The 21322-nt window shown below is 59.4% G+C and carries 18 protein-coding genes; 7 read left to right on the top strand and 11 right to left on the bottom strand.

Annotated features, from left to right (window positions below):
• Positions 1–4 precede the first annotated feature (4 nt).
• The gene (locus AZE99_RS10535) at positions 5–1507 is read right to left on the bottom strand and encodes a CoA-acylating methylmalonate-semialdehyde dehydrogenase (RefSeq protein ID WP_067200736.1); all 1503 of its coding nucleotides are present in this window, start codon (positions 1505–1507) and stop codon (positions 5–7) included.
• A 91-nt stretch (positions 1508–1598) separates the two neighbouring features.
• Between AZE99_RS10535 and AZE99_RS10540 the strand changes: the two genes are divergently transcribed.
• The 4 genes from AZE99_RS10540 to AZE99_RS10555 all read left to right on the top strand — a co-directional run bounded on the left by AZE99_RS10540 (position 1599) and on the right by AZE99_RS10555 (position 7306).
• Positions 1599–2522 (top strand): DMT family transporter, encoded by a 924-nt coding sequence (locus AZE99_RS10540; RefSeq protein WP_067200739.1) that lies wholly within the window; start codon positions 1599–1601, stop codon positions 2520–2522.
• Positions 2523–2547: 25 nt separating this feature from the next.
• Positions 2548–4287 (top strand): amidohydrolase, encoded by a 1740-nt coding sequence (locus tag AZE99_RS10545; protein WP_067200741.1) that lies wholly within the window; start codon positions 2548–2550, stop codon positions 4285–4287.
• 1218 nt (positions 4288–5505) lie between these two features.
• On the top strand, positions 5506–5874 hold the full coding sequence (locus AZE99_RS10550) for a hypothetical protein (RefSeq protein WP_067200744.1): 369 nt from the start codon (positions 5506–5508) through the stop codon (positions 5872–5874).
• A 181-nt stretch (positions 5875–6055) separates the two neighbouring features.
• Positions 6056–7306, top strand: a complete 1251-nt coding sequence (locus AZE99_RS10555; protein ID WP_067200747.1) for an adenylate/guanylate cyclase domain-containing protein — start codon at positions 6056–6058, stop codon at positions 7304–7306.
• Positions 7307–7342: 36 nt separating this feature from the next.
• Here the strand turns inward: AZE99_RS10555 and AZE99_RS10560 are convergent, their stop codons facing one another.
• Together AZE99_RS10560 and AZE99_RS10565 are read right to left on the bottom strand one after the other, a co-directional pair.
• The gene (locus AZE99_RS10560) at positions 7343–7618 is read right to left on the bottom strand and encodes a metal-sensitive transcriptional regulator (protein WP_067200750.1); all 276 of its coding nucleotides are present in this window, start codon (positions 7616–7618) and stop codon (positions 7343–7345) included.
• Between the two features lie 13 nt (positions 7619–7631).
• Positions 7632–8390, bottom strand: coding sequence for a glutaredoxin family protein (locus tag AZE99_RS10565; RefSeq protein ID WP_443027761.1), 759 nt, complete (start codon positions 8388–8390; stop codon positions 7632–7634).
• A gap of 43 nt (positions 8391–8433) precedes the next feature.
• On the opposite strand from AZE99_RS10565, the gene AZE99_RS10570 reads away from it, so the two are divergent.
• From AZE99_RS10570 to AZE99_RS10580, 3 genes are all read left to right on the top strand, one after another.
• Positions 8434–10269 (top strand): copper resistance system multicopper oxidase, encoded by a 1836-nt coding sequence (locus AZE99_RS10570; RefSeq protein WP_082788332.1) that lies wholly within the window; start codon positions 8434–8436, stop codon positions 10267–10269.
• Positions 10266–11174: a copper resistance protein B gene (locus tag AZE99_RS10575; protein WP_067200755.1), complete on the top strand. Its 909-nt coding sequence runs from the start codon at positions 10266–10268 to the stop codon at positions 11172–11174. Before AZE99_RS10570 ends, AZE99_RS10575 begins: the two co-directional genes overlap by 4 nt.
• A 107-nt stretch (positions 11175–11281) precedes the next feature.
• Positions 11282–12640 carry an MBL fold metallo-hydrolase gene (locus AZE99_RS10580; RefSeq protein WP_067200758.1) on the top strand — a complete coding sequence of 453 codons (1359 nt, stop codon included), beginning with the start codon at positions 11282–11284 and terminating at the stop codon, positions 12638–12640.
• A 33-nt stretch (positions 12641–12673) separates the two neighbouring features.
• Here AZE99_RS10580 and AZE99_RS10585 read toward each other — a convergent pair whose 3' ends face one another.
• From AZE99_RS10585 to gcvPA, 8 genes are all read right to left on the bottom strand, one after another.
• Entirely contained in the window at positions 12674–13036 is a 363-nt protein-coding gene (locus AZE99_RS10585) for a hypothetical protein (protein WP_067200760.1), read from the bottom strand.
• Between the two features lie 160 nt (positions 13037–13196).
• On the bottom strand, positions 13197–13553 hold the full coding sequence (locus AZE99_RS10590; protein ID WP_067200763.1) for a hypothetical protein: 357 nt from the start codon (positions 13551–13553) through the stop codon (positions 13197–13199).
• A gap of 88 nt (positions 13554–13641) precedes the next feature.
• Positions 13642–14493 (bottom strand): Coq4 family protein, encoded by an 852-nt coding sequence (locus AZE99_RS10595; protein ID WP_067200765.1) that lies wholly within the window; start codon positions 14491–14493, stop codon positions 13642–13644.
• A 161-nt stretch (positions 14494–14654) separates the two neighbouring features.
• The gene (locus AZE99_RS10600) at positions 14655–16229 is read right to left on the bottom strand and encodes a long-chain-fatty-acid--CoA ligase (protein WP_067200768.1); all 1575 of its coding nucleotides are present in this window, start codon (positions 16227–16229) and stop codon (positions 14655–14657) included.
• A gap of 241 nt (positions 16230–16470) precedes the next feature.
• A complete protein-coding gene (locus tag AZE99_RS10605) occupies positions 16471–17109 on the bottom strand; it encodes a DUF938 domain-containing protein (RefSeq protein ID WP_082788333.1) in 639 nt (212 codons plus the stop codon).
• The gene (locus tag AZE99_RS10610) at positions 17109–18089 is read right to left on the bottom strand and encodes a bile acid:sodium symporter family protein (protein WP_067200773.1); all 981 of its coding nucleotides are present in this window, start codon (positions 18087–18089) and stop codon (positions 17109–17111) included. The genes AZE99_RS10605 and AZE99_RS10610 overlap by 1 nt, the downstream gene beginning before the upstream one ends.
• Positions 18090–18238: 149 nt before the next feature.
• Complete coding sequence (gene gcvPB / locus AZE99_RS10615; protein WP_067200776.1) at positions 18239–19822, bottom strand: aminomethyl-transferring glycine dehydrogenase subunit GcvPB; 1584 nt, start codon at positions 19820–19822, stop codon at positions 18239–18241.
• Positions 19819–21177, bottom strand: a complete 1359-nt coding sequence (gene gcvPA / locus AZE99_RS10620; protein WP_067200779.1) for an aminomethyl-transferring glycine dehydrogenase subunit GcvPA — start codon at positions 21175–21177, stop codon at positions 19819–19821. The genes gcvPB and gcvPA overlap by 4 nt, the downstream gene beginning before the upstream one ends.
• Positions 21178–21322: the final 145 nt, after the last annotated feature.

Consider the following 21322-nt stretch of genomic DNA (forward strand, 5'->3'; position numbering starts at 1 on the left):
GCTTTTAGCCCATGGTCGGAATAACGAATGCATCCTTGTTGCCGCCATCTGCGGTGCCGTCGGGCCAGCGCTGGGTGATTGTCTTGACCTTGGTCCAGAATTTCACGCCTTCCATGCCGTGCTGGTTGGTGTCGCCGAAGGCGCTCCGCTTCCAGCCACCGAAGCTGTGATAGGCGACCGGTACCGGGATCGGCACGTTGATGCCGACCATGCCGACATTGACCCGGTTGGCAAATTCGCGAGCCGCGTGGCCATTACGGGTGAAGATCGCGACGCCATTGCCATATTGATGCTGGCTCGGCAGCGCGAGCGCTTCCTCGAAATTCTTGGCGCGGACGATCTGCAATACGGGACCGAAAATCTCTTCCTTGTAGCTTTCCATGTCGGTGGTAACATGGTCGAACAGAGAGGGGCCGATGAAACAACCTTCCTCATGACCCTGCAACGAGAAGCCGCGGCCATCGACAACGAGTTCCGCGCCTTCGTCGACACCCTTCTGGATCCAGCCTTCGACACGCGCCTTGTGCGCGGGGTTTACAACCGGCCCGTAATGGGCTTCCTCGTCGGTCGAGATGCCGACACGCAATGCGGCCATCGCGGGAATCATTTTCTCGCGAAGCCGTTCTGCTGTTTCTTCGCCCACCGGAACGACCACCGGCAATGCCATGCAGCGTTCGCCGGCCGAACCGAAAGCAGCGCCGGAGAGATCGTTCACGACCTGATCGAGATCCGCATCGGGAAGAACAATACCATGGTTTTTCGCGCCGCCCATCGCCTGAACCCGCTTGCCGGCCGCAACGCCGCGATTATAGACATAATGGGCAATATCGGACGAACCGACAAAGCTCACGCCGCCAATGGCCGGATGATCGAGAATGGCATCGACCATTTCCTTGTCACCATGCAGACATTGCAAAATGCCTTCCGGCAAACCGGCCTCGAGCATCAGTTCGGTAAGCCGAACCGGCACCGAAGGATCGCGTTCGGATGGCTTCAGGATGAAGGCATTGCCGGTCGCGATCGCCGGGCCGAACATCCACATCGGGATCATCGCCGGGAAGTTGAACGGGGTGATGCCGGCGCCGATGCCGATCGGCTGGCGCATCGAATAGACGTCGATGCCGGGTCCTGCGCCCTGGGTATATTCACCCTTCAGGACATGCGGAATGCCGCAGCAGAATTCGATCACTTCGAGACCGCGCTGGATATCGCCCTTGGAATCCGCGATCACCTTGCCATGTTCGATCGACAGCATATGGGCCAGTTCGTCCATATTGGCCTCGACCAGTTCCTTGAACTTGAACATCACCCGCGCGCGCCGCTGCGGGTTGGTTGCTGCCCAGGCCGGTTGCGCCGCCAGCGCCGCATCCACCGCCTTGTCGAGTACCGCCGCATCGCCGAGATCCACCTTGCCCTGGATACCGCCATTATTGGGGTCAAAAATATCACCCTGACGAGCCGCTTCCGCGGTTCCTCCAGAGGCCAGAACGTGGGTAATCGTGCGCATTGAAAAGACTCCTGATTGCATTTGGGGGCTATATGCTATTAACCGCGCCAATGCACAACTCCCGTAGCGCTATCTTTATTGGCAATATCGCATGACCGATGACCGTGCCGCAGGACAGAACCGGCCGATGGCAGGAATCCTAACGCGTCTGGCGGCGATGCTTTCGCTCGCGGTCATGTTCACCTTCGTCAAGCTGGCGGGCGAGCAAGGCGTGCATGTCACCGAAAGCCTGTTCTACCGCCAGCTGATCGCCATGCCGCTGATCTGCTTTCTGATCATGCGGAGCCGGGCCGGCTGGCCGTCGATCATTTCGAACAAGCACAAGCTTCATATCCTGCGGTCGGTGCTGGGCATTTTCGCCATGGGTCTGAATTTCTGGGCAATGACCCTGCTGCCACTCGCCGATGCTACCACGATCAGCTTCACCGTCCCGATTTTCGCCACCCTGTTCGCCGCCATGTTCCTGCGGGAGCAAGTCGGTATCCGGCGCTGGTCGGCAATCCTGATCGGCTTTGTCGGCGTGCTCATCGTCGTCCAGCCGGGCGGGTCGCTGATCCCCGCTGCCGGCGCGGCCATTGCTCTCGGCGGTGCTCTGGTCACCGCAGCGGTCACCATGGTGATCCGCATATTGGGCCGCACCGAGACCAGCGTCGTCACCATCTTCTGGTTCTCGGTCTACACCCTGCCCGCTCTCACGATCTGCGCCTTCATCTACGGCGGCGGCCATGATGCGCAGACATGGGGCTATCTGCTCGGCATCGGCTTGTTCGGCGCTCTGGGACAGCTGTGCATCACCCAGTCGCTGCGCTATGCGCCGGTGTCGACGATCGTGCCGATGGACTATAGCTCGCTGATCTGGGCGAGCTTCTTCGGCATCGTCATCTTCGGCCAATATCCCGGCCTGTCGATCTGGCTTGGCGCGCCGGTGATCATCGGCTCGGGCCTGTTCATCGCCTGGCGCGAACATGTGAAGTCGAGCAAGCTGACGGTTGCCAAGGCGGAGCCGAGCGCATAGTCACTCCCGCTTGAGGGAGAGAGACATGCGGAAGATCAGGCACATTTTTGCGGCGGCGCTGACGTTGCTGTTGGCAAGTGGCGCGCAGGCCGAAGAGGCGCCCGCTGCCCTCCCCTATCCCGAAGTCACCATCTTCGAAGCCGCCAAGATCATCACCATGGAGCCCGGCTATTCCGAGGCCCGCTACGTCGCCACCGCCGACGGGATCATCCTCGGTCTCGGCCAGACTCTGGAAGATCTGGAAGCATGGACGAGGGATCGCAAGGTCACCGTCGACCGGCAGTTTGCCAGGCAGATCCTGATGCCCGGCTTTATCGAGCCGCATATCCATCCGATGCAGACGATCATGATGCTGCCGATGCCGTTCATCAGCCCCGAAGAGTGGCAGCTCCCCGGCAAGACCTATCCGGCGGCGCGCGGCAAGGCGCAATATGAGCAGCGCCTGCGCGAGGAAATGGCCAAGAGCGAAGACGCCCTGTTCATCACCTGGGGCCATCACAAGCTGTTCCACGGCGACATGGACCGCGCCGAGCTCGACCGGATCGCGCCCAACCGGCCGGTGGTGATCTGGCAGCGAAGCTTCCACGAGATCATCGCCAACAGCAAGGCGCTGACGCTGCTCGGTATCGGCGACGAAGCGGCTTTCGTCGCCGCGTTCAGCAAGCCCAATATCGATCCCGGCCATGCCGCTTATGCCAGCGGCATCATCCACGAGACCGCCTTGTTCAACGGCATCGAGATGCTCCGGCCTTATCTCTTCTCACCGGCCAAGGTGCAGCAGGGTCTGGCCGACATGCGCCAGATGATGCTCGAAAATGGCGTCACCACCAGCGCCGATCTGGCATTCGGCGGCTTCGGCGGACCGGAGATGGAGTCGGCTCTGTTCAAGAGCCTTTACGACCAGCCGACCACGCCGTCGCGCATCCTCGCGATTCCCGTTGCGCCGCTGGTCACCGGCGATCCCAATGTCTGGCTCAAGGATATGAAAGCCAGATATGACAGCCCCAAATTCTTCTTCTCCAACCGGGTGAAGCTGTTCGCCGATGGCGCGTTCTTCGCCCAATATATGCAGATGAACCCGCCCGGTTACAGCGACGGTCACGAGGGCAAATGGCTGACCGAACCGGAGGAACTGCTCAGGCAGACCGAGCGTTTCTGGGACGCCGGCTGGAACCTGCACACCCATGTCAACGGCGACAAGGGCCTCGATGTGGTGCTCGACATCACCGAAAAGCTCGCCCTCCGCAACGGCCAGAATATCGTCATGGAGCATCTCGGCTATTCGACCGAGGCGCAGAACCGGCGGATCGGCGATATGGGCCTCTATGTTTCCGCGCAGCCGAACTATATCCGCATCCTCGGCGATGCCTATGCGAAGACCGGCATGGGTCCCGACCGCGCGGCGCAGATGAGCCGCCTCGGTTCGCTCGAGCGCAAGAATGTGCCGCTCGGCCTGCACAGCGACTTCAACATGGCGCCGATCGACCCGCTCTATCTCGCCTGGGTGGCGAGCAACCGGATCACCCTCGACGGCAATGTGAAAGCGCCGAAAGAGCGGCTCTCGCTTGACAAGGCCTTGCGCGCGATCACCGTTGAGGCGGCGCAGGTAATCGGCCTTGATGCGATGGTCGGCAGTATCGCCACCGGCAAGAAAGCCGATTTCACCGTGCTTGATCGGGATCCCTATGTCGGCGGCGCGGCAAAGCTGCAGGAGGTCGGGATCAAGGGCGTGATATTCGAGGGGCGCTGGTTCCCGGCGGAATAGTCCGTCTGCAAACACCGTTCGCACTGAGCCTGCCAAAGCGCTTGGCGCGAGCAAGCTGGACAGCATCGTCATCCTGAACTTGTTTCAGGACCCCTTGAGATTGCGTGCCGCCGCCCGAGGTCCTGAAACAAGTTCAGGATGACGAGTGCACCCTAATCCGTTCGCTTCGAGCGTAGTCGAGAAGCCTTGCGCCATGTGTCTCGACTACGCTCGACACGAACGGATTCTTGCCTTCAGCCATGCCAAAGTTCGTCAAACTTCGGCCAAGGAACGGTTTTTCGCGACCGGCATCGCGAGCCATTATTCTCACACAAAGCCACGAAGTCACAAAGACTTGGCACGTGTTTCTAGCACCTTTTGTGCCTTGGTGTCTTCGTGCGAACCCGTAAAAGAAACCTCGTTCGTCCTGAGCCTGTCGAGCCGCAGGCCAGCAAAGCTAACGACCCGATGGCCACGCGATACCCTCAACCGCGCTCACAATGAAAACTTTACACAAACGCGCCCTTTTGTTTTCCGTGACCTTTGCCCCAAAGCCGCAAATTTCCGGTCTTTTCTCTCCCCCACCATCGCGCCGAGTGTAACCTTTAGGCGAACCGGGCAATCTGGTCCGGTTGGTTCAGGCGGGCGAGCGCTATCGCTGTAGTCTTGTCCGAATTGTCAAAGAGCCAAGGCGAGGATAAGTGATTGGGGTGGGTGTAGGAAAGAGTAATGCGCTACGCCCTCATGCCATGACGCTCCTGCGTGCGGCGAAGGTAATGTTCGCAGCAAACCGGATCAATTGGTCCCAGACGGCGGGAACTGGCAAAAATCAAATCGTGGTGAACACGACGTTCCGAAGGGGAACATTGACAATAGCATCAGCCACAAGCGATACTGCCACCTCCGAAAATAGCTGAAGGATTGCTGATGATACCCGTCGATCCGGTTGACTTGTACAATCCAGCTCCGTTCGATGCCTTGAGCTACTATGGGCATATTGCAATCGGAATAGTCGGGCTGGTTGCCGCAATTATTGCCTTGTCGACCCGAAAGGGAAGCACAATTCATATCTTGGCTGGCAGAGTTTTTTCAATCTCTATTCTGCTTGTCGCCATCACTTCCCTGATTTTGCTATCCGTTCGCATGGCACCACCACTATTAGTCGCGGCCCTTACCGCCGCATATGCTGTTGGTACCGCCATCCTGGCCCTGAAGCCCGCTTCTACCAGGATCAGAAACATGGAATATGGACTTTTCCTGTTCGAGATTCTCGTTGTCGGCATATTTCTCGCCATGGCTATTCCCCAAATCACAGGCGGAAATATCCCAGCCATTGGTCCGCTGGTGATATTGGCCATTCCGATAATATTGCTCGCCGGCGATGTGCATTTCTTTCGTAACGCCAGCCAACGTCCGATACTCAGAATCCGCCGCCATCTGGCCCGCATGATCTGGGCTTTCATCATTGCGGTGCGCGCACCATTGGCCGAAATTTATGGTCTGCTCGATATTCCTGTCGCGATAATTTTATTTGGCCCGCTTGTGATCGCTCCTGCAATGACAATGATTTTTCTCAGGAAATACCCGAGAAAACCGGCTGCAATATAGTGCAGCACCCACGTTCGCGCCCGAAGCGGAAATACCCGTCCACCGCTCGCCACCGGAAATAAGCCAAAAAAAACCACTGGTTAATAGTAGCACCCTATAGCCCTGTGATAGAAGGGCCGGATTACCGCATTCGCGCCGCACGGTTTTCCGGCCAGCGACCGTTTCATCCGGGGGGATATATATGGCATTTATCAATCATTTTGCCGAGGCCGAAGACGAGTTGAATTATGTGCATGACGAGCGCACATCCCGGCTCAAGGCGACCCGGGCGGTACTCATTCTCGGACCGCTGATTTTCCTAGGCTTCTTCATGCTGACCCCGGTCTTTTCGTCGAACGAGGCCTTTGCGATATTCAATATCACGACGATGGCGATCGTCGGCTTTTTTGCGCTGGCGATATTTGTAACGACCAACCGCCATTATGTCGAATGGCCCTGGCTGGATATCCTGCCGTTCGTTGCCATGACCGTCGCCGCAGCTGTCCTGATGACGGTATTGGTTGGCACCACGGCTGAAAATGATCTGGATATCACCAAGATTTCCGTGGTCTTCTTTGGCCTGATCTATTTCATCGCCAGCGTCGCATTTGTCGCAAATGTGCGGCTGTTCGTGATCTGGGCGATCGGGACGCTGGGGATATTCATCGTCTATATGGATACCCACGGCATTGAGATCGACGAGATGTACCACACTATCGTCAACATCAGCTTCTTCCTGCTGTTCGCGATCTTCTCCAACTGGGAAGCCGATCGCCGGGCGCGAGCGATGTATGTGGCGCGTCAGGAGCTCAATCAGGAACGCAAGAAGACCGAGAAGCTGCTCTATAACGTCCTGCCGCAAGCGGTCGCCACGCGGCTGCGCGCCGGCGAAGTGGTGGCGGATTCCTTCTCCGATATCTCGGTGGTGTTCATCGATATTGTCGGTTTCTCGAAACTCTCCAAGCAACTCTCGCCGGGCCATCTGGTCGAGCAGCTGAACGGCTTTTTCCTGATCGCCGACCAATGCGCGACCCGCTATGGCATCGAGAAAGTGAAGACCATCGGCGATTGCTATCTCGCGGTATCGGGCGGCACGGCGTCGACCGGACCCGGCGCGAAAGATGCGGTCAGCTTTGCCAAGGACGTGATCACCGAAATGCAGAGCCGGGCCACGGAAAGCGGGATCGATATCCAGTTGCGGGTCGGCATCCATAGCGGTCCTGTGGTTGGCGGCGTGGTCGGCACCAGCCGGCTGGCCTATGATTATTGGGGCGACACGATGAATATCGCCAGCCGGATCGAAGGCGCGGCCGAGCCGAACGGGATCGCCGTGTCCGCCGCCACCTATTACCAATGTACCGACGCCCATGAATTTGAAGCACCCGAGACCATATCGTTGAAGGGCGTCGGCGATACCGTGATCTACAGGACCAAGCCCGCTGTTGCGGCGTGATTCGGCAACCGGGCGTGACGCCTGTGGTCTCGCCGCCTAGCGTTTCATCTTTTCGAAAAGATCGACCAGCTCGTCGAATTTCTCGCGCTGTTCCGCCGGGTCGCCGGTGGCAATCGCCTCGCTGACGCAGCAGGCGGCGTGATCCTTGAGAATCTGGCTCTCGACCTTGGCGAGCGCGGATTTTACCGCCTGCATCTGGTGCAATATGTCCATGCAATAGCGGTCTTCCTCGACCATTTTCGCAATGCCGCGCACCTGCCCCTCGATCCGGTGGAGCCGGTTCAGTTTCGCGCTGATATTGTCTTTTGCCATGGTTCGGTCCTTCTCAGCCAGCGAACAGCTTGTAGCTCATCCACAGCGCCATGCCGATCATGAAAATATTCTCGGTCAGCGAGATGAAGCCGAGCGGCACATTGCTGTCGCCGCCGACGCACGCACATTTAAGCTCGCGCTTCTGGACATAGACGGCGTAGAAGACCGAAACCGCGCCGATCGTACCGATGAATAGCGCCACGGGGATGGCCAGCCACATCGCGACACCGGCGATCATCAGCACGCCGGCCAGCCCTTCACCGAACGGGTAGAGATAGGAATAGCGCACCCAGCGCTTGGCGAGCAGGTCATAGTTGAGAAACATGGTCGAGAAGCTCTCGATATCACGCAATTTCAGATAGGCGAGACCGCACATCGAGAAAGCGACGAACCATTCGGCGGTCAATATCGAAAGCCAGGCACCGGTGGCGACAAAGGCGGCCCCGAGCGCCATCAGGAAAGTCATCGTGAACAGCGCTATGACCGGCTGGTAGCTGGTGTCGCTACGCTCGTCCTTCGGCTTGTCCTTGCCGAGCGCGACCCGCAATTCGTCATAGCCGCCGACCCGCTCGCCATCGACGAAGGTCTGTGGCGTGGTTTTGACATCATGTTCGGCCTTGAACGCATCGGTTTCCGCCCGCGTGGTCAGATGATGGTCCTCGACCGTGAAGCCCTGCCGCTCCAACAGGTCTTTCGATTTCAGCCCATAGGGACAGATATGCTGCTCCATCACCATGCGGTAAAGCGTTGCTGTTCTGGTTTTCACGGTCAAACCCTTGTTGTAATATACCTATGGGGGGTATATAGGAATTTGCATGATAAAAAGCAATCTCTCCCTTTCCCGCCGCCGGATGATCGGCAGTCTTGCCGCCTTGAGCGGTCTCGCCGCCCTGCCCATGCCCGCCTGGTCCATGGGCAAGATGGGTGGCCCGGTGCGCAAGGGTATCCACGAGCTTTCGGGCGCGAAGATCGATCTGCATATTGCCGATGGCCGCTTTGCCACCGGTGGCCGGTCCGGCCATGCGATTGCGGTCAACGGCACGGTGCCGGGGCCGCTGATCCGGCTGAAGGAGGGTGAGCAGACGATCCTCTCGGTGCACAATATGCTGGATGTCGACAGTTCGGTTCACTGGCACGGCCTGCTGCTGCCATTCCAGTTTGACGGTGTGCCGGGGATCAGCTTTCCGGGGATCAAACCGGGCGAGCGCTTTGATGTGCCGCTGACGCCGCGCCAGTCGGGCACTTACTGGTGGCACAGCCATAGCGGGCTGCAGGAGCAGGTCGGTCATTATGGCCCGATCATCATCGATCCCGCCGGCCCCGACCCGGTGCAATATGACCGCGAGCATATCATATTGCTCAGCGAATTCACGCCGATGCACCCGCATGCGATCATGAAGAAGCTGAAGGTCGGCGAAGGCTATTTCAGCATGCAGAAAACCAGTGCGACGGACGACTATCCGCTGAGCGCGGAAGAGCGGCGGATGTGGGGGCGGATGCGGATGATGCCGACCGATATCGCCGATGTGTCTGCGCCGACCTACAGCTATCTGATCAACGGCCACGGGCCGGAGGACGGGCTGGAGCTGCCGTTCACACCTGGCGAGCGGGTCCGGCTGCGGATCATCAATGGCAGCGCGATGACCTTCTTCAATGTCCGCCTGCCGGGTCTGTCGATGACGGTGGTCCAGGCGGACGGCCAGAATGTGCAGCCGGTCGAAGTGGACGAGTTGCAGATCGGCGTGGCCGAGACTTATGACGTGATTGTCACACCGACCGAAGCGGGTGCTTTTGCGATCGCGGCGGAGAGCATGGACCGTAGCGGCATGGCGCAAGCCTCGCTGACCTCGCAGCCCGGACGTGAGGCGGCCTTTCCTGCCCTGCGCGATCCGCCTCTGCTGTCGATGGTGGACATGGGGCATGGTTCACACGGGGGCGGAATGGATCATGGCAGCGGTGAAGCCGAAGCGGCCGAGCCGATGGATCATGGCAAGATGGATCATGCGGCCATGGGCCACGCGATGCCGGAAGCCGCGCCTGCCGACGCGCATAGCGGGCATGATATGGCAGCTATGGATATGAGCGGCGGCATGGACATGCGCGACACGGCGCTGCTCCCGGCGAGCGTCAAGACCGGGCCCGGCATCGATATGGTGGCGATGAACCCGCAGGACCGCACCGGCTATCCCGGCCTGGGTCTGGATGACGTGCCGCACCGGGTGCTCAACTATCGATTGCTGAAATCGCTCGAGATGGATCATCACAAGCGCGCGCCGGACCGCGAGATGGAGCTGCATCTCACCGGCAATATGGAACGATATATGTGGAGCTTTGACGGCAGGAAGTTCAGCGCGGTCGGCGATGATCCGATCCGCTTCGGCTATGACGAGCGGGTGCGGGTGAAGCTGGTCAACGACACGATGATGGCGCATCCGATCCACCTGCACGGGATGTTCTTCGAACTGGTCAACGGCCAGGGACATTACCAGCCGAAAAAACATACGGTGATCGTCCAGCCGGGCAGCAGCGCGACTTTTGACGTGACCACCGACGAGCCGGGCGACTGGGCCTTTCACTGCCATCTGCTCTACCATATGCACGCCGGGATGATGCAGACGGTCAGTGTCGCTTTTCCAGGAGGAGCGGCATGATGCGGCTATTTTCAGCAAGCCTGGCGGCGATGATCATGGCCACGCCAGCACTGGCGCAGGACCATACACAGATGGACCATGGCGCGCATCAGATGCCCGCTGCTCAGGAAGCCGAGCCCGAAGTGGATCATTCAACGATGGACCATGGCGCGATGGGTCATGGTCAACCAGCCTCTCCGCCTAACAGCCTGACAGGCCCCGCCAATGCAGCCGACGCGATCTGGGGTGCCGATGCGATGCGTCCGTCTCGCGAAGCGCTCTATGAAGAGCATGGCGATATGCAGATCTTCTGGTTCCAGGGCGACCGGATGGAATTTCGCGCGCGTGACGGTGAGGACGGCTATCTGTGGGATGTGCAGGGCTATTATGGCGGCGACATCGACAAATTCTGGTTCAAGAGTGAGGGCGAAGGCAGTTTTGGCGAGCCGCTCGAAAGCGCCGAAGTGCAGGCTTTATACAGCCGCGCCATCGCGCCTTTCTTCGATCTGCAGGCCGGTGTCCGGCAGGACCTGACAGGGCCCGACCGCACCCACGCAGTGATCGGCATCCAGGGTCTCGCGCCCTATATGTTCGAGGTCGATGCTGCGGCCTTCCTTTCCAACAAGGGCGGCCTGACCGCGCGCATCGAGGCGGAATATGACCAGCGGCTCAGCCAGCGCCTGATCCTGCAGCCGCGCGCCGAGATCAACCTGTCGGCTCAGGAGATTCCCGAACTGGAAATCGGCTCCGGTGTCGACAATATCGAACTCGGCCTGCGCCTGCGCTACGAGATCGCCCGCGAATTCGCGCCTTATGTCGGGATCGAGCAGGAATGGAAACTGGGCGGCAGCCGCGATTTTGCGCGGCTTGCCGGTGAGGATTCAAGCGTCACCAATTATGTGGTGGGCGTGCGGTTCTGGTTTTGATCGGCTGGTGGAGCCGATGATACTGTAGCAAATGCGTTGCTACCGGCCCGATATCGGCGGAACCCGAGTCAGGTTTCCGCGTAATTTGATCGACGCGAGGAAAAATCATGTTGCTGAAAAAAATCAAGACGCCCGGCCTGTCCCATCTTTCCTATCTGGTCGGTTCCGGCGGCAAGGCAGCCGTCATCGATCCGCGACGGGACTGCGACATCTATCTCGAGACCGCGCGCGCCGAGGGTCTTGAAATCACCCATATCTTCGAGACCCATCGCAACGAAGATCTGGTTTCCGGCGCGCCGATCTTGGCAAGCATGACCGGTGCTGCGGTATATCATGGTCCCAATCCGGCGGGTGACGTTGTTTATGCGAAGACCGCCCGTGAAGGCGACCGTTTCGTCATCGGGCAGCTGGCGATCGAGATTATCGAAACGCCCGGCCATACGGACGATCATATCGCCTTCGCGCTGTATGACAGCGAATATCCTGACGGCGCGGTCGGCGTGTTCACCGGCGACGCGCTGTTCGTGGGCGATGTCGGCCGGACCGATTTCTACCCGGAGCGCAAACGCGAAGTGGCCGGACTATTGTTCGATTCCCTGCAGAAAATTCTGGCGCTCGGCGATCAGGCGATGATCTATCCCGCCCATGGTGCCGGATCGGTTTGCGGATCGGGAATGGCGGAACGGGAATTTTCGACCGTCGGCCACGAACGGAAAAACAATCCCCGGCTGCAAATCGGGAGCCGGGATGAATTTATCGAGGCCAAGATCAGCGAGAATCATTATCAGCCCCCCTATTTCCGGTTGATGGAACGGCTCAATCTGGAAGGCGGCGATCCTGCTCCGCGGGTGCCAAGGCCGAAAAACCTGAGCCTGTCGGAACTGGACGATTGTTCCGCTACCCATTGGATCGACGTGCGCGATCCAATGGCATATGCCTCGGGTCATTTCTCCGGATCGATGAGCCTGCCGGTTGGCATGATATCGGCTTTTGCCGGATGGTATATCGGCGAGGAAGACAGCATTTTGCTGATCGGTTCGGACGAAAGCCAGCTTGCCAGTGCAACAGAGCATCTCGTCCGGATCGCGCTCGACAATATTGTTGGCGGCTATAGTGGCGTGGTCCCGGCGGCGGCGGCAGGGAAGAACATGGAACAAATCCCGATGATCGAGACCGAGGAAGTCAGGAAGCGGCTGCAAGAGCATCGCAGCGACTGGACCCTGCTCGACGTGCGCGATGCGGATGAACGAAGCGAAGTCTCGATCGACGGCTCGCAGCATATCTATGTCGGCGAACTGAACGAACGGTGGAAGGAACTCGACAAGGCGCGCCACTATACATTGATGTGTGCCAGCGGGATGCGGGCGACGGTGGCAGCGGGTTGGCTGGCCAGTCGCGGATTTGGGAAGCTCGACATTTATCTTGGCTCTATGGGCGCATGGAAAGCATCCCAGGCGGAGAGCTAAAGGAGGATATTGGCGGCAGACAATAGCCGGAATTTACTCGGCAATCGAACGCTTGCCTGTCATGCTCCAGAGCAATCTCCCAGCCAATAGACCAAGCAGGATCGCGGCAATGTCTGCGGCAAAATCCATCCAGTCGGCGTCGCGCCCGAATCCCATGGACAGCTGCAGAATCTCGATCGCGCCGCCGAAGGCCATCAGCAGGACGAACAGGCTCGCCACATGTGCACGTGTCCACAGCAGCCGGGCCATCAGAGATAGAGTGAAAAATGCAAGACCGTGGTTGAGCTTGTCATTGGCAAAAACCGTCGGCGCGTCCCCGGCAGGCATGAGCGATATGGCGAGAATGATGCCGAGCAATAGCCAGAACAGGGTGCGGAATATTTTTTGAGCATGCATCGGGATTAACTAGCGGACGAAAAATGACCGGTGCGTTAACGCGGGTCGGGAATAAAGTCCTCGGCAGTGGTACTTGGGTCTGCAGCAGACTATTGTTCTGGCTATTGTTGACGGCAGCCAAGATGGTCAGCGGCATGGCGGCTTTTTGACAATATTGGAATCAGCTGTCTTCGTCATCCACCGCAAGAGCAAGGCGATCAAGCCAGGCCTGCGCCTGTTTCGCTTCGCCAACTGCCTGTGAGCCAACCGGGCCGCGTGAAGCGAGAAATTGCTGTTGGAGTTCGAACGGAGGCATGAAGAGCAGGTCTCTCGCCTTGTCAATCTCCTGGCCCAGTTCACTCAGATTATCGATGGTTGGAGCCACGGCCAAGCGTGTCCTGCGATCCCCTTTATGATCGAATAATCCCGCTTTGCCCGATGCCGCTGTTCGCAAGGCGTCGAGGAGCGCTGCCGTATATTCCGCTTCAAGTTCTGAACGACGGGCGTCCAGGCGGTCAAGTCGATCAGCTTTAGCCATGCCGGCGCGTTACACCGCCCTATTCATGGTAGCAATCCAAACTCGGGTCCGGTGCGAGATTGCCAGCAGACCCAAGAGCCGGCGAGATTCAGGTCCAGCCAACCTCGAAAACCGGTTCGGGCTGATCCTGAACGGTCTGGCCGCCGCCCTGCAAATCCCTGCGCACGGCATAGGGAATCGAGCGATAGATTTTCGGTTCCTTGATATTGAGCTCGGCCCGCGCCTGCTTCAGCGGCGTTTCGAGCAGTCTTTCGATATCGGCAGCCAGGATGAAATCCGCCTGCTGGCCGTGCCGGTAGCCCTCGCGGATGGCTCGCCGAATGTTTTTCCTTTGGTCAAACCGTTCCGCCATCGCGCCGATCGTGCCCATCAGCATCAGCAGCCGCAGTCCGATATCGGGCCATTGCCCGCGATAGACTTCGAGCAGACAGATTTCGCCAAGCGCATCGGTGTCATAGCCGCTGAGCACATGCCAGAGATCATGCGACACCTCGAAATGGATGAAATAGCGGCGATAGGCCTCGAACATGGTAGGTGCATGGACATCGATCCCGGCATGTCTGGCGGCATCGAGCAGCCCATCAACGGCAAAGCCTTTCGTCTCCACCATCCTGTAATAGCAATGGCCGACGGTGCCTTCCGGCAGGCCGGCAAGCCAGTCCCGCCGGCTCAACAATTCTTCGATGCGAACCTCGCCGTTCAATATCCTGCGGCCATAGTCGGTTTGAGAAAGCTGTTCAAAGCCTTGTCTATAGGCCTTGCCGGACACCGCCTGAAACAGGTCATAGACATGGCTTGTCTCTTCAATATCCCTGAAGATCCGGATCATGCTCGTGATAGCCCGCAGCGGCTGCATCCGCGCTACCGGCGGTACCGGATAGCCATTGACATATTCCACGGCATCCTCGTCGCAACGTTCCGGGAACAGTCGGTTGGTCATCTTCTCTCTCCTTCCGATCTCTTTATATTTCGGCAGTCCTCTTCCTTTTGCAGGGCAGACAATCACGCTGTGCCCGTCTCCCGATCAGACGCAGCAAATTGCTGGCCCAAAATCCTGTCGTCCTATCCTGCGTCAATCGCGGGAGCGCCGCGATCACCTACTCAATTCACCCCGCGATCTTTGCCTTCCCAATAAGGCGCGCGCAGTTCGCGGCGGAGGATCTTGCCCGACGCATTGCGCGGCAATTCCGGGATGACATCGACCGTTTTCGGTACCTTGAAGCCGGCAATCCGTTCCTTGGCCCAGGCGATGATGCTGTCGGTGTCGACCTCGCCGGCATCCGGCTTGGGCGAGATCACGGCTTTCACCGCTTCGCCCCATTTGGCGTCGGGGATGCCGATGACGGCGACTTCATTGACCTGCGGGTGACCGAAGATCGCATTCTCGACTTCTGCCGGATAGACATTCTCTCCGCCGGAGATGATCATGTCCTTGACCCGGTCCTTGATGTAGAAATAGCCGTCCTCATCCATCACCGCCGCGTCGCCGGTATAGAGCCAGCCATCGGCGTCGACCGTTTCGGCTGTCTTCTCCGGATTATCGAAATAATGCAGCATGTTGAGGCCGGAACGTGTGGCAATTTCTCCGATTGTGCCGGGCGGAACTTCCTGCCGGTTTTCATCGACGATCTTGAGCTCGACACTGGGCAGCGGAATACCGATGCCGCGCATCCGCTCGTTGCCCGCCGGATCATGATCCTCGGGCGGCAGGATGCAGATGGTTCCCGTCGTCTCGGTCATGCCATATTGTTGGCAGAACAGCGCCTGCGGCATGGTCTGGATGCACTGGCGCAGCAGTTCCAGCGGGATCGGCGCAGCACCATAAGTGACACTGCGGACGCTGGAGAAATCGGTATCCTTGGCGCGCGGCCAGTTGACCAGCATCTGCAGCGCGGTCGGCACCAGGAAAAACTGGTTGAGCCCCTTGTCGATACAATCGAGCACATGATCGGGATGAAATTCGGGAATGACCATCATCGTTGCGCCATTGTAAAAGGCGATCGGACCGATGCCGGAACCGGCAATATGCGCGCAGGGCATGACCGCCAGCGTGCTGTCGCCCGGTTTCAGATCGATCCACGCATGGTCGGGCTGGTCCTCGATAAGCGGCCGCAGCTTGAACAGATTGTCATTGGCCAGCACCGCACCCTTGGGATTGCCGGTCGTGCCGGACGTGTAAAGCTGCAGCACGCCTTCTGCCGGGTCGCATTGCGGCAAGTCACCGGGCGTCGTATTGGCAATAAAATCTTCCAGAGTCGGCAGGTCGGTACCGGATTTGGTGCAGAGTATTGTCCTGGTCTCGGGCGATTCCTTCGCGGCATTTTTTGCGACCTCGGCAAATTCCGGCTCGCAGATCAGCAGCGGTGCTCGCGTGTCTTTCAATACATAGGCCACTTCCGGTGCGGCAAGACGCCAGCCAATCGGTGCGATGACCATGCCGGCGCGACTGGCGGCGGCGAACAGGGTGAAATAGAGGCCGCTGTTCTTGCCGAGCCAGCAGATGCGGTCGCCCTTGGCGAGACCGGCACCGGTCAGGGCCTGCGCATAAGTGGTGACCCGTTTGTCGAGCTCGGCATAGGTCACCAGACCATCGGGATCGTCGATTGCAATATTGTCCGGTATATGCTTGGCCCAATGGGCGATGGAAGATCCCATGCAGCGTCTTGTCTCTGTCATTTGCCCGCTCCTATATTGTTCTGACAGCCTTGTTAATCGCGCGATTAAGACATGGCAAGGGGAACGGTGCTCGCCCCTCCTCTTTAGAAGTATCAGGTCGATCATGCCCCCGGCATGATCTAAACAGTTCGGGGAAGTGTTTACCTGACACTGGGTTGGGGTGGTGGCGATGTGTGAACATCGCTCGCGCAGCGACAAGCGGCACCAAACCACCCCAACCCCTCCTTTGAAAAGGAGGGGCTTAATTCTTTCGATAGACCAGCGATATATTATTGGCCGGCATCTCGATCAGGCTTTCGCGGGTGAAGCCGTTGCGCGCCGCCAGCCCATCCATATCGGCGACATCGCGCAGGCCCCAGCGCAGGTTGCGGCTCTTGAGGCTGCGTTCGAAGGCGAGATTGCCCGGCGCGGTTTCGACATCATCGCGCAGATAGGGCCCGTAGAGATAGAGAGGCGCGCCCGGAGCGAGCAGCTTGCCGGCCTTTGCAAACAGGCCGATGCTCGATTCCCACGGGCTGATATGGACCATGTTGATGCACAGGATCGCCGCCACATCCTGTACGTCCCATTGCGCGGCCTGCGCATCGAGCTGTTTCGGCGGCAGGATATTGCCCACTGCTTCGCGCTTGGTCCAGGCAGCGATGGACTCGCAACAGGCCGGATCGGGATCGCTTGGCTGGAAGGTCAGGCCGGGAAAGGTCCGCCCGAAATAGACCGCATGTTCGCCGGTGCCGCTGGCGATTTCCAATATGGTGCCATGGTCGGGCAGGATATCGCGCAGGGCCGCGACAATCGCATCGCGGTTGCGCAGCGTTGCCGGGGCATGGCGCTGTTCACCCGGAGCGGCATCGTCGATGGTCCAGGGTTTCGGATCGGTCATCATCTGTCTCCCGCATCGATAGGCTGCCGCCGCCAGACTGCGGCAAGGAAACTGCCGATGACGACGTGATAGACAGCCGATATGGCGCTTGGCACCGGCGCGAGCGCTGCCTGCATCGGGCTGGTAAATTGCGCGGCAAAAGTGGGTGTGGAGGCGAGGCTGGAGCCGAGGCCGCTATTCTGCATGCCGACCTCGATGCTGATCGTCCGGCGCTCCGCTTCGCCGAGGCCCATGATTTTGGTGATCAGATAGCCAAGCCCGAAACCGAAGACATGGAGCATTAATATCGCCAGCATCAGCACCCCGAAATGCGCTTCGATCAGCGCCTTGTTATTGGCAATAATGCCGCCAATGATCAGCACGACGACGATTACCGACGCGAGCGGGGATATGACCGCTAATTTCTCCGTCGCTCTGGGCAGATAGCGGTTGAACAGGACACCTGCGATAACCGGCAGCAACACGATCGAGACCATGTTGAGGAACAGACTCCACTGGTCAATCTCGACATATTTGCCGGCAAGCCATCCGGTCAGCAGCGGCGTTGCAATGACCGCGATCAGGGTCGAGGCCATGGTCATCGTCACCGACAGCGCCAGATTGGCATTGGCGAGATAGGCGACGACATTGGACGCTGTGCCGCCGGGGCAGCAGGCGACGAGGATCAGGCCGACCGCGAGACCGGTCTCCAGCCCGAATGTCATGGCGAGACATATCCCGGCCAGCGGCATCACGGTAAATTGCAGGATGACCCCGGTTGCCACGCAGCGCGGGATTCTGGTGATCCGCCTGAAATCGTCAAAGGACAGGGTCAGACCCATGCCGAGCATCACCAGCCCGAGCATCACACTGACCAGCGGCTGGCCGAGCGGGCGGAAACGGCCATCGACGATCCAGAGGAAATGTTCGGGCAGAAACCATGCCCAGGCTGTCCCCAAAACTGTCCACAGGGCGAAAAGATTGGTCAGGCGGTGGATCAATTATTTCCTCCCTGTCGCGAAGCGATGGGGAGGTGGCAGCCGACGCGGCTGACGGAGGGGCCCCTCCACCATCCTGCGGATGGTCCCCCTCCCCACGGCTGCGCCGCAGGGAGGATGATGTTTTGCGAATATGTCAGACTTGCGCCCCCTCATTCCGCAGCTTGAGCAAAATCCTCGTCTTCCGTCCACACCAATATCGGTTTGCGCGCGGCCCGGGTTTCGTCGAGGCGGCGGCGCGGGGCGAAATAGGGCGCGGATTTCAGCGTCTCGTCGCCCGCCTTGGCGCGCTCGGCCACCGAACGGAAGGCGCCGATAAACTGATCGATCGCCGCCTTGCTCTCGGTCTCGGTCGGCTCGACCAGCATCGCGCCGTGGACAACCAGCGGGAAATACATGGTCATCGGGTGATAGCCCTCGTCGATCATGCCCTTGGCCAGATCGAGCGTCGACAGGTCGTTGGTGAAGCCCTTATCCGAGAACAGCGCCTCGTGCATGCACGGCCCGCTGTGCGCGAAAGGCGCATCGAGCACGTCTTCCAGACTGCGCAGGATATAATTGGCATTGAGCACGGCGTCTTCTGCCACCTGTTTCAGACCGTCTGCGCCGTGGCTGAGTATATAGGTCAGCGCGCGGGTGAACATGCCCATCTGGCCGTGAAAGGCGCTCATCCGGCCGAATGTGTGCGGATGCCGGTCCTCCACGGTCTCTTCCTCGACCAGAGTGATATGGCCATCGGCATGACGCTCGGTAAAGGGTAGCGGGCCATAAGGCGCCAGCGCTTCGGACAATACCACGGGACCGGAACCCGGCCCGCCGCCGCCGTGCGGTGTGGAGAAGGTCTTGTGCAGATTGATATGCATCGCGTCGATGCCGAGATCGCCGGGCCGGACCTTGCCAACGATCGCATTGAAATTCGCGCCGTCGCAATAAACATAACCGCCCGCAGCGTGCACCGCGTCGGAAATCGCCTTCATGTCGGGCTCGAACAGGCCGCAAGTGTTCGGATTGGTGATCATCACGCCCGCCACGTCGGGGCCGAGACGCGCCTTCAGCGCCTCCAGATCGACCCGGCCAGCGGCATTGGCGGGAATATCCTCGACCTTGTATCCGGCAAAGGCGGCCGTTGCCGGATTGGTGCCATGGGCGCTTTCGGGCACGAGGATCACTTCACGGGCGTCGCCGCGCGCTTCAAGGGCAGCCCGGATGCAGAGGATGCCGCAAAGCTCGCCATGGGCGCCGGCCTTGGGGGTCATCGCCACGCCGTGCATGCCGGTCAGCTTGATCAGCCAGACGGCCAGTTCGTTGATCACACCCAGTGCACCCTGCACGCTGTCCACCGGCTGCAGCGGATGGATATCGGCAAAGCCCTTGAGCCGCGCCATTTTCTCGTTGAGCCGCGGATTATGCTTCATCGTGCAGCTGCCGAGCGGGAACAGGCCTACGTCGATCGCATAATTCTGGCGGCTGAGCCTGGTATAGTGACGCACCATTTCGCCTTCGGACAAGCCGGGAATGGCGATCGGCGTTTCGCGTTCGAGGCCGCCGAGACGGCTTGCTACTTGCGGAGCCTCGGGCAGATCGACGCCGCTACGATCCGGCGAGCCGATTTCGAAAATCAGCGGTTCGTCGACCATCAGGGCGCGGTTGCCGGTGTGGGTGGTGATGCTATTCTGGTCGGGCATGATCAGATTGGCTTTCTGCTGTGTCGGGCGTCCTTCGGCGAGCATGGTCATGACAGGGCTCCTTCCAGAGCGGTTGCAAATTGCTCGACTTCTCCGTCGGTCGAAGTTTCGGTGACGGCGACAAGCAATCCGTTGGCGAGCGGCTGTTCCTGCGGATAGAGCCGGCCGAGGGAGACGCCGGCGAGAATCCGCTGATCGGCAAGCTGCCGCACGATGGGCCGTGAATCCGTATCAAGAACCAGGGTAAATTCATTGAAAAAGCTGTCATTTAACAATGAAACACCTTTGATCGACGAAAGCCGGTCCGCCGCCTGCACCGCTTTTTTGTGATTGAGCATCGCCAGTTCGCGCAACCCTTTTTCACCAAGCAAGGTCATATGCGCGGTGAAAGCCAGCGCGCACAGGCCGCTGTTGGTGCAGATATTGGACGTCGCTTTCTCGCGGCGGATATGCTGCTCGCGAGTGGAAAGCGTCAGGACAAAGCCGCGCTTGCCTTCAGCGTCGACGGTCTCGCCGCAGAGCCGGCCGGGCATTTGCCGGACATATTTCTGCTTGCAGCCGAACAGGCCGACATAGGGACCGCCAAATTGCAGGCCGACGCCCAGCGACTGGCCTTCCCCGACGACGATATCGGCATCCATTTCACCCGGCGATTTGATCGCGCCGAGCGCAACGGGCTCGGTAACGACGGCGATCAGCAAGGCTTTATGCTGGTGCGCTTTCTCCGCGATCGCGGAGAGATCGCCAATGCGGCCCAATATATCGGGATATTGCACGACCACGCAGCTGGTTTCGTCGTCAATCTGGTCCAGCATGTTCTGGCCGTCGGTGGCGGCATCGAGAGTCGGCACCTGATAGGACAAATTGTCCTTGGTGAAGCGCGCCATGGTCCTGGCGACCGACACATAATGGGGATGCAGGCCGGACGAAAGAATCGCCTTGCTGCGTTTTGTGATCCGCTGCGCCATGGTGATCGCTTCCCAGCAAGCGGTCGAGCCATCATACATAGAGGCATTGGCGACATCGACACCGAACAGGCGGGCGACCTGAGTCTGGAATTCGAACAACGTTTGCAACGTGCCCTGCGCGATTTCCGGCTGATAGGGCGTGTAGGCGGTCAGAAATTCACCGCGCTGGATGATATGGTCAACGCTGGCGGGGACATGGTGACGATAGGCCCCTGCCCCCAGGAAGAACGGCATGTCGCCGGCAGCATGATTCTTTTTGGCCAGCGCCTTCATATGCGCTTCCACTGCCATCTCGCCGGCGTGCATCGGCAGCCCCTCGATCGGTCCGTTCAGCCGGGCTTGTTCCGGCACATCGACGAACAGATCGTCAACCGATTGCGCGCCGATGGTGGCCAGCATTGATTGCCGGTCTTCAGGAGTCAGAGGGAGATAACGCATTACATTCTTCCTTCCAATCGCCCCTCCCTTTCGAGGGAGGGGAAAGGGGTGGGTTACGAGGAAGCTGGCTCGATGCCAGCATCCAAATTTGCGAGTGAGGACAGGCCCCACCCCAACCCCTCCCCTGAAGGGGAGTGGCTATATA

Source organism: Sphingorhabdus sp. M41, assembly GCF_001586275.1.
Lineage (GTDB): Bacteria > Pseudomonadota > Alphaproteobacteria > Sphingomonadales > Sphingomonadaceae > Parasphingorhabdus.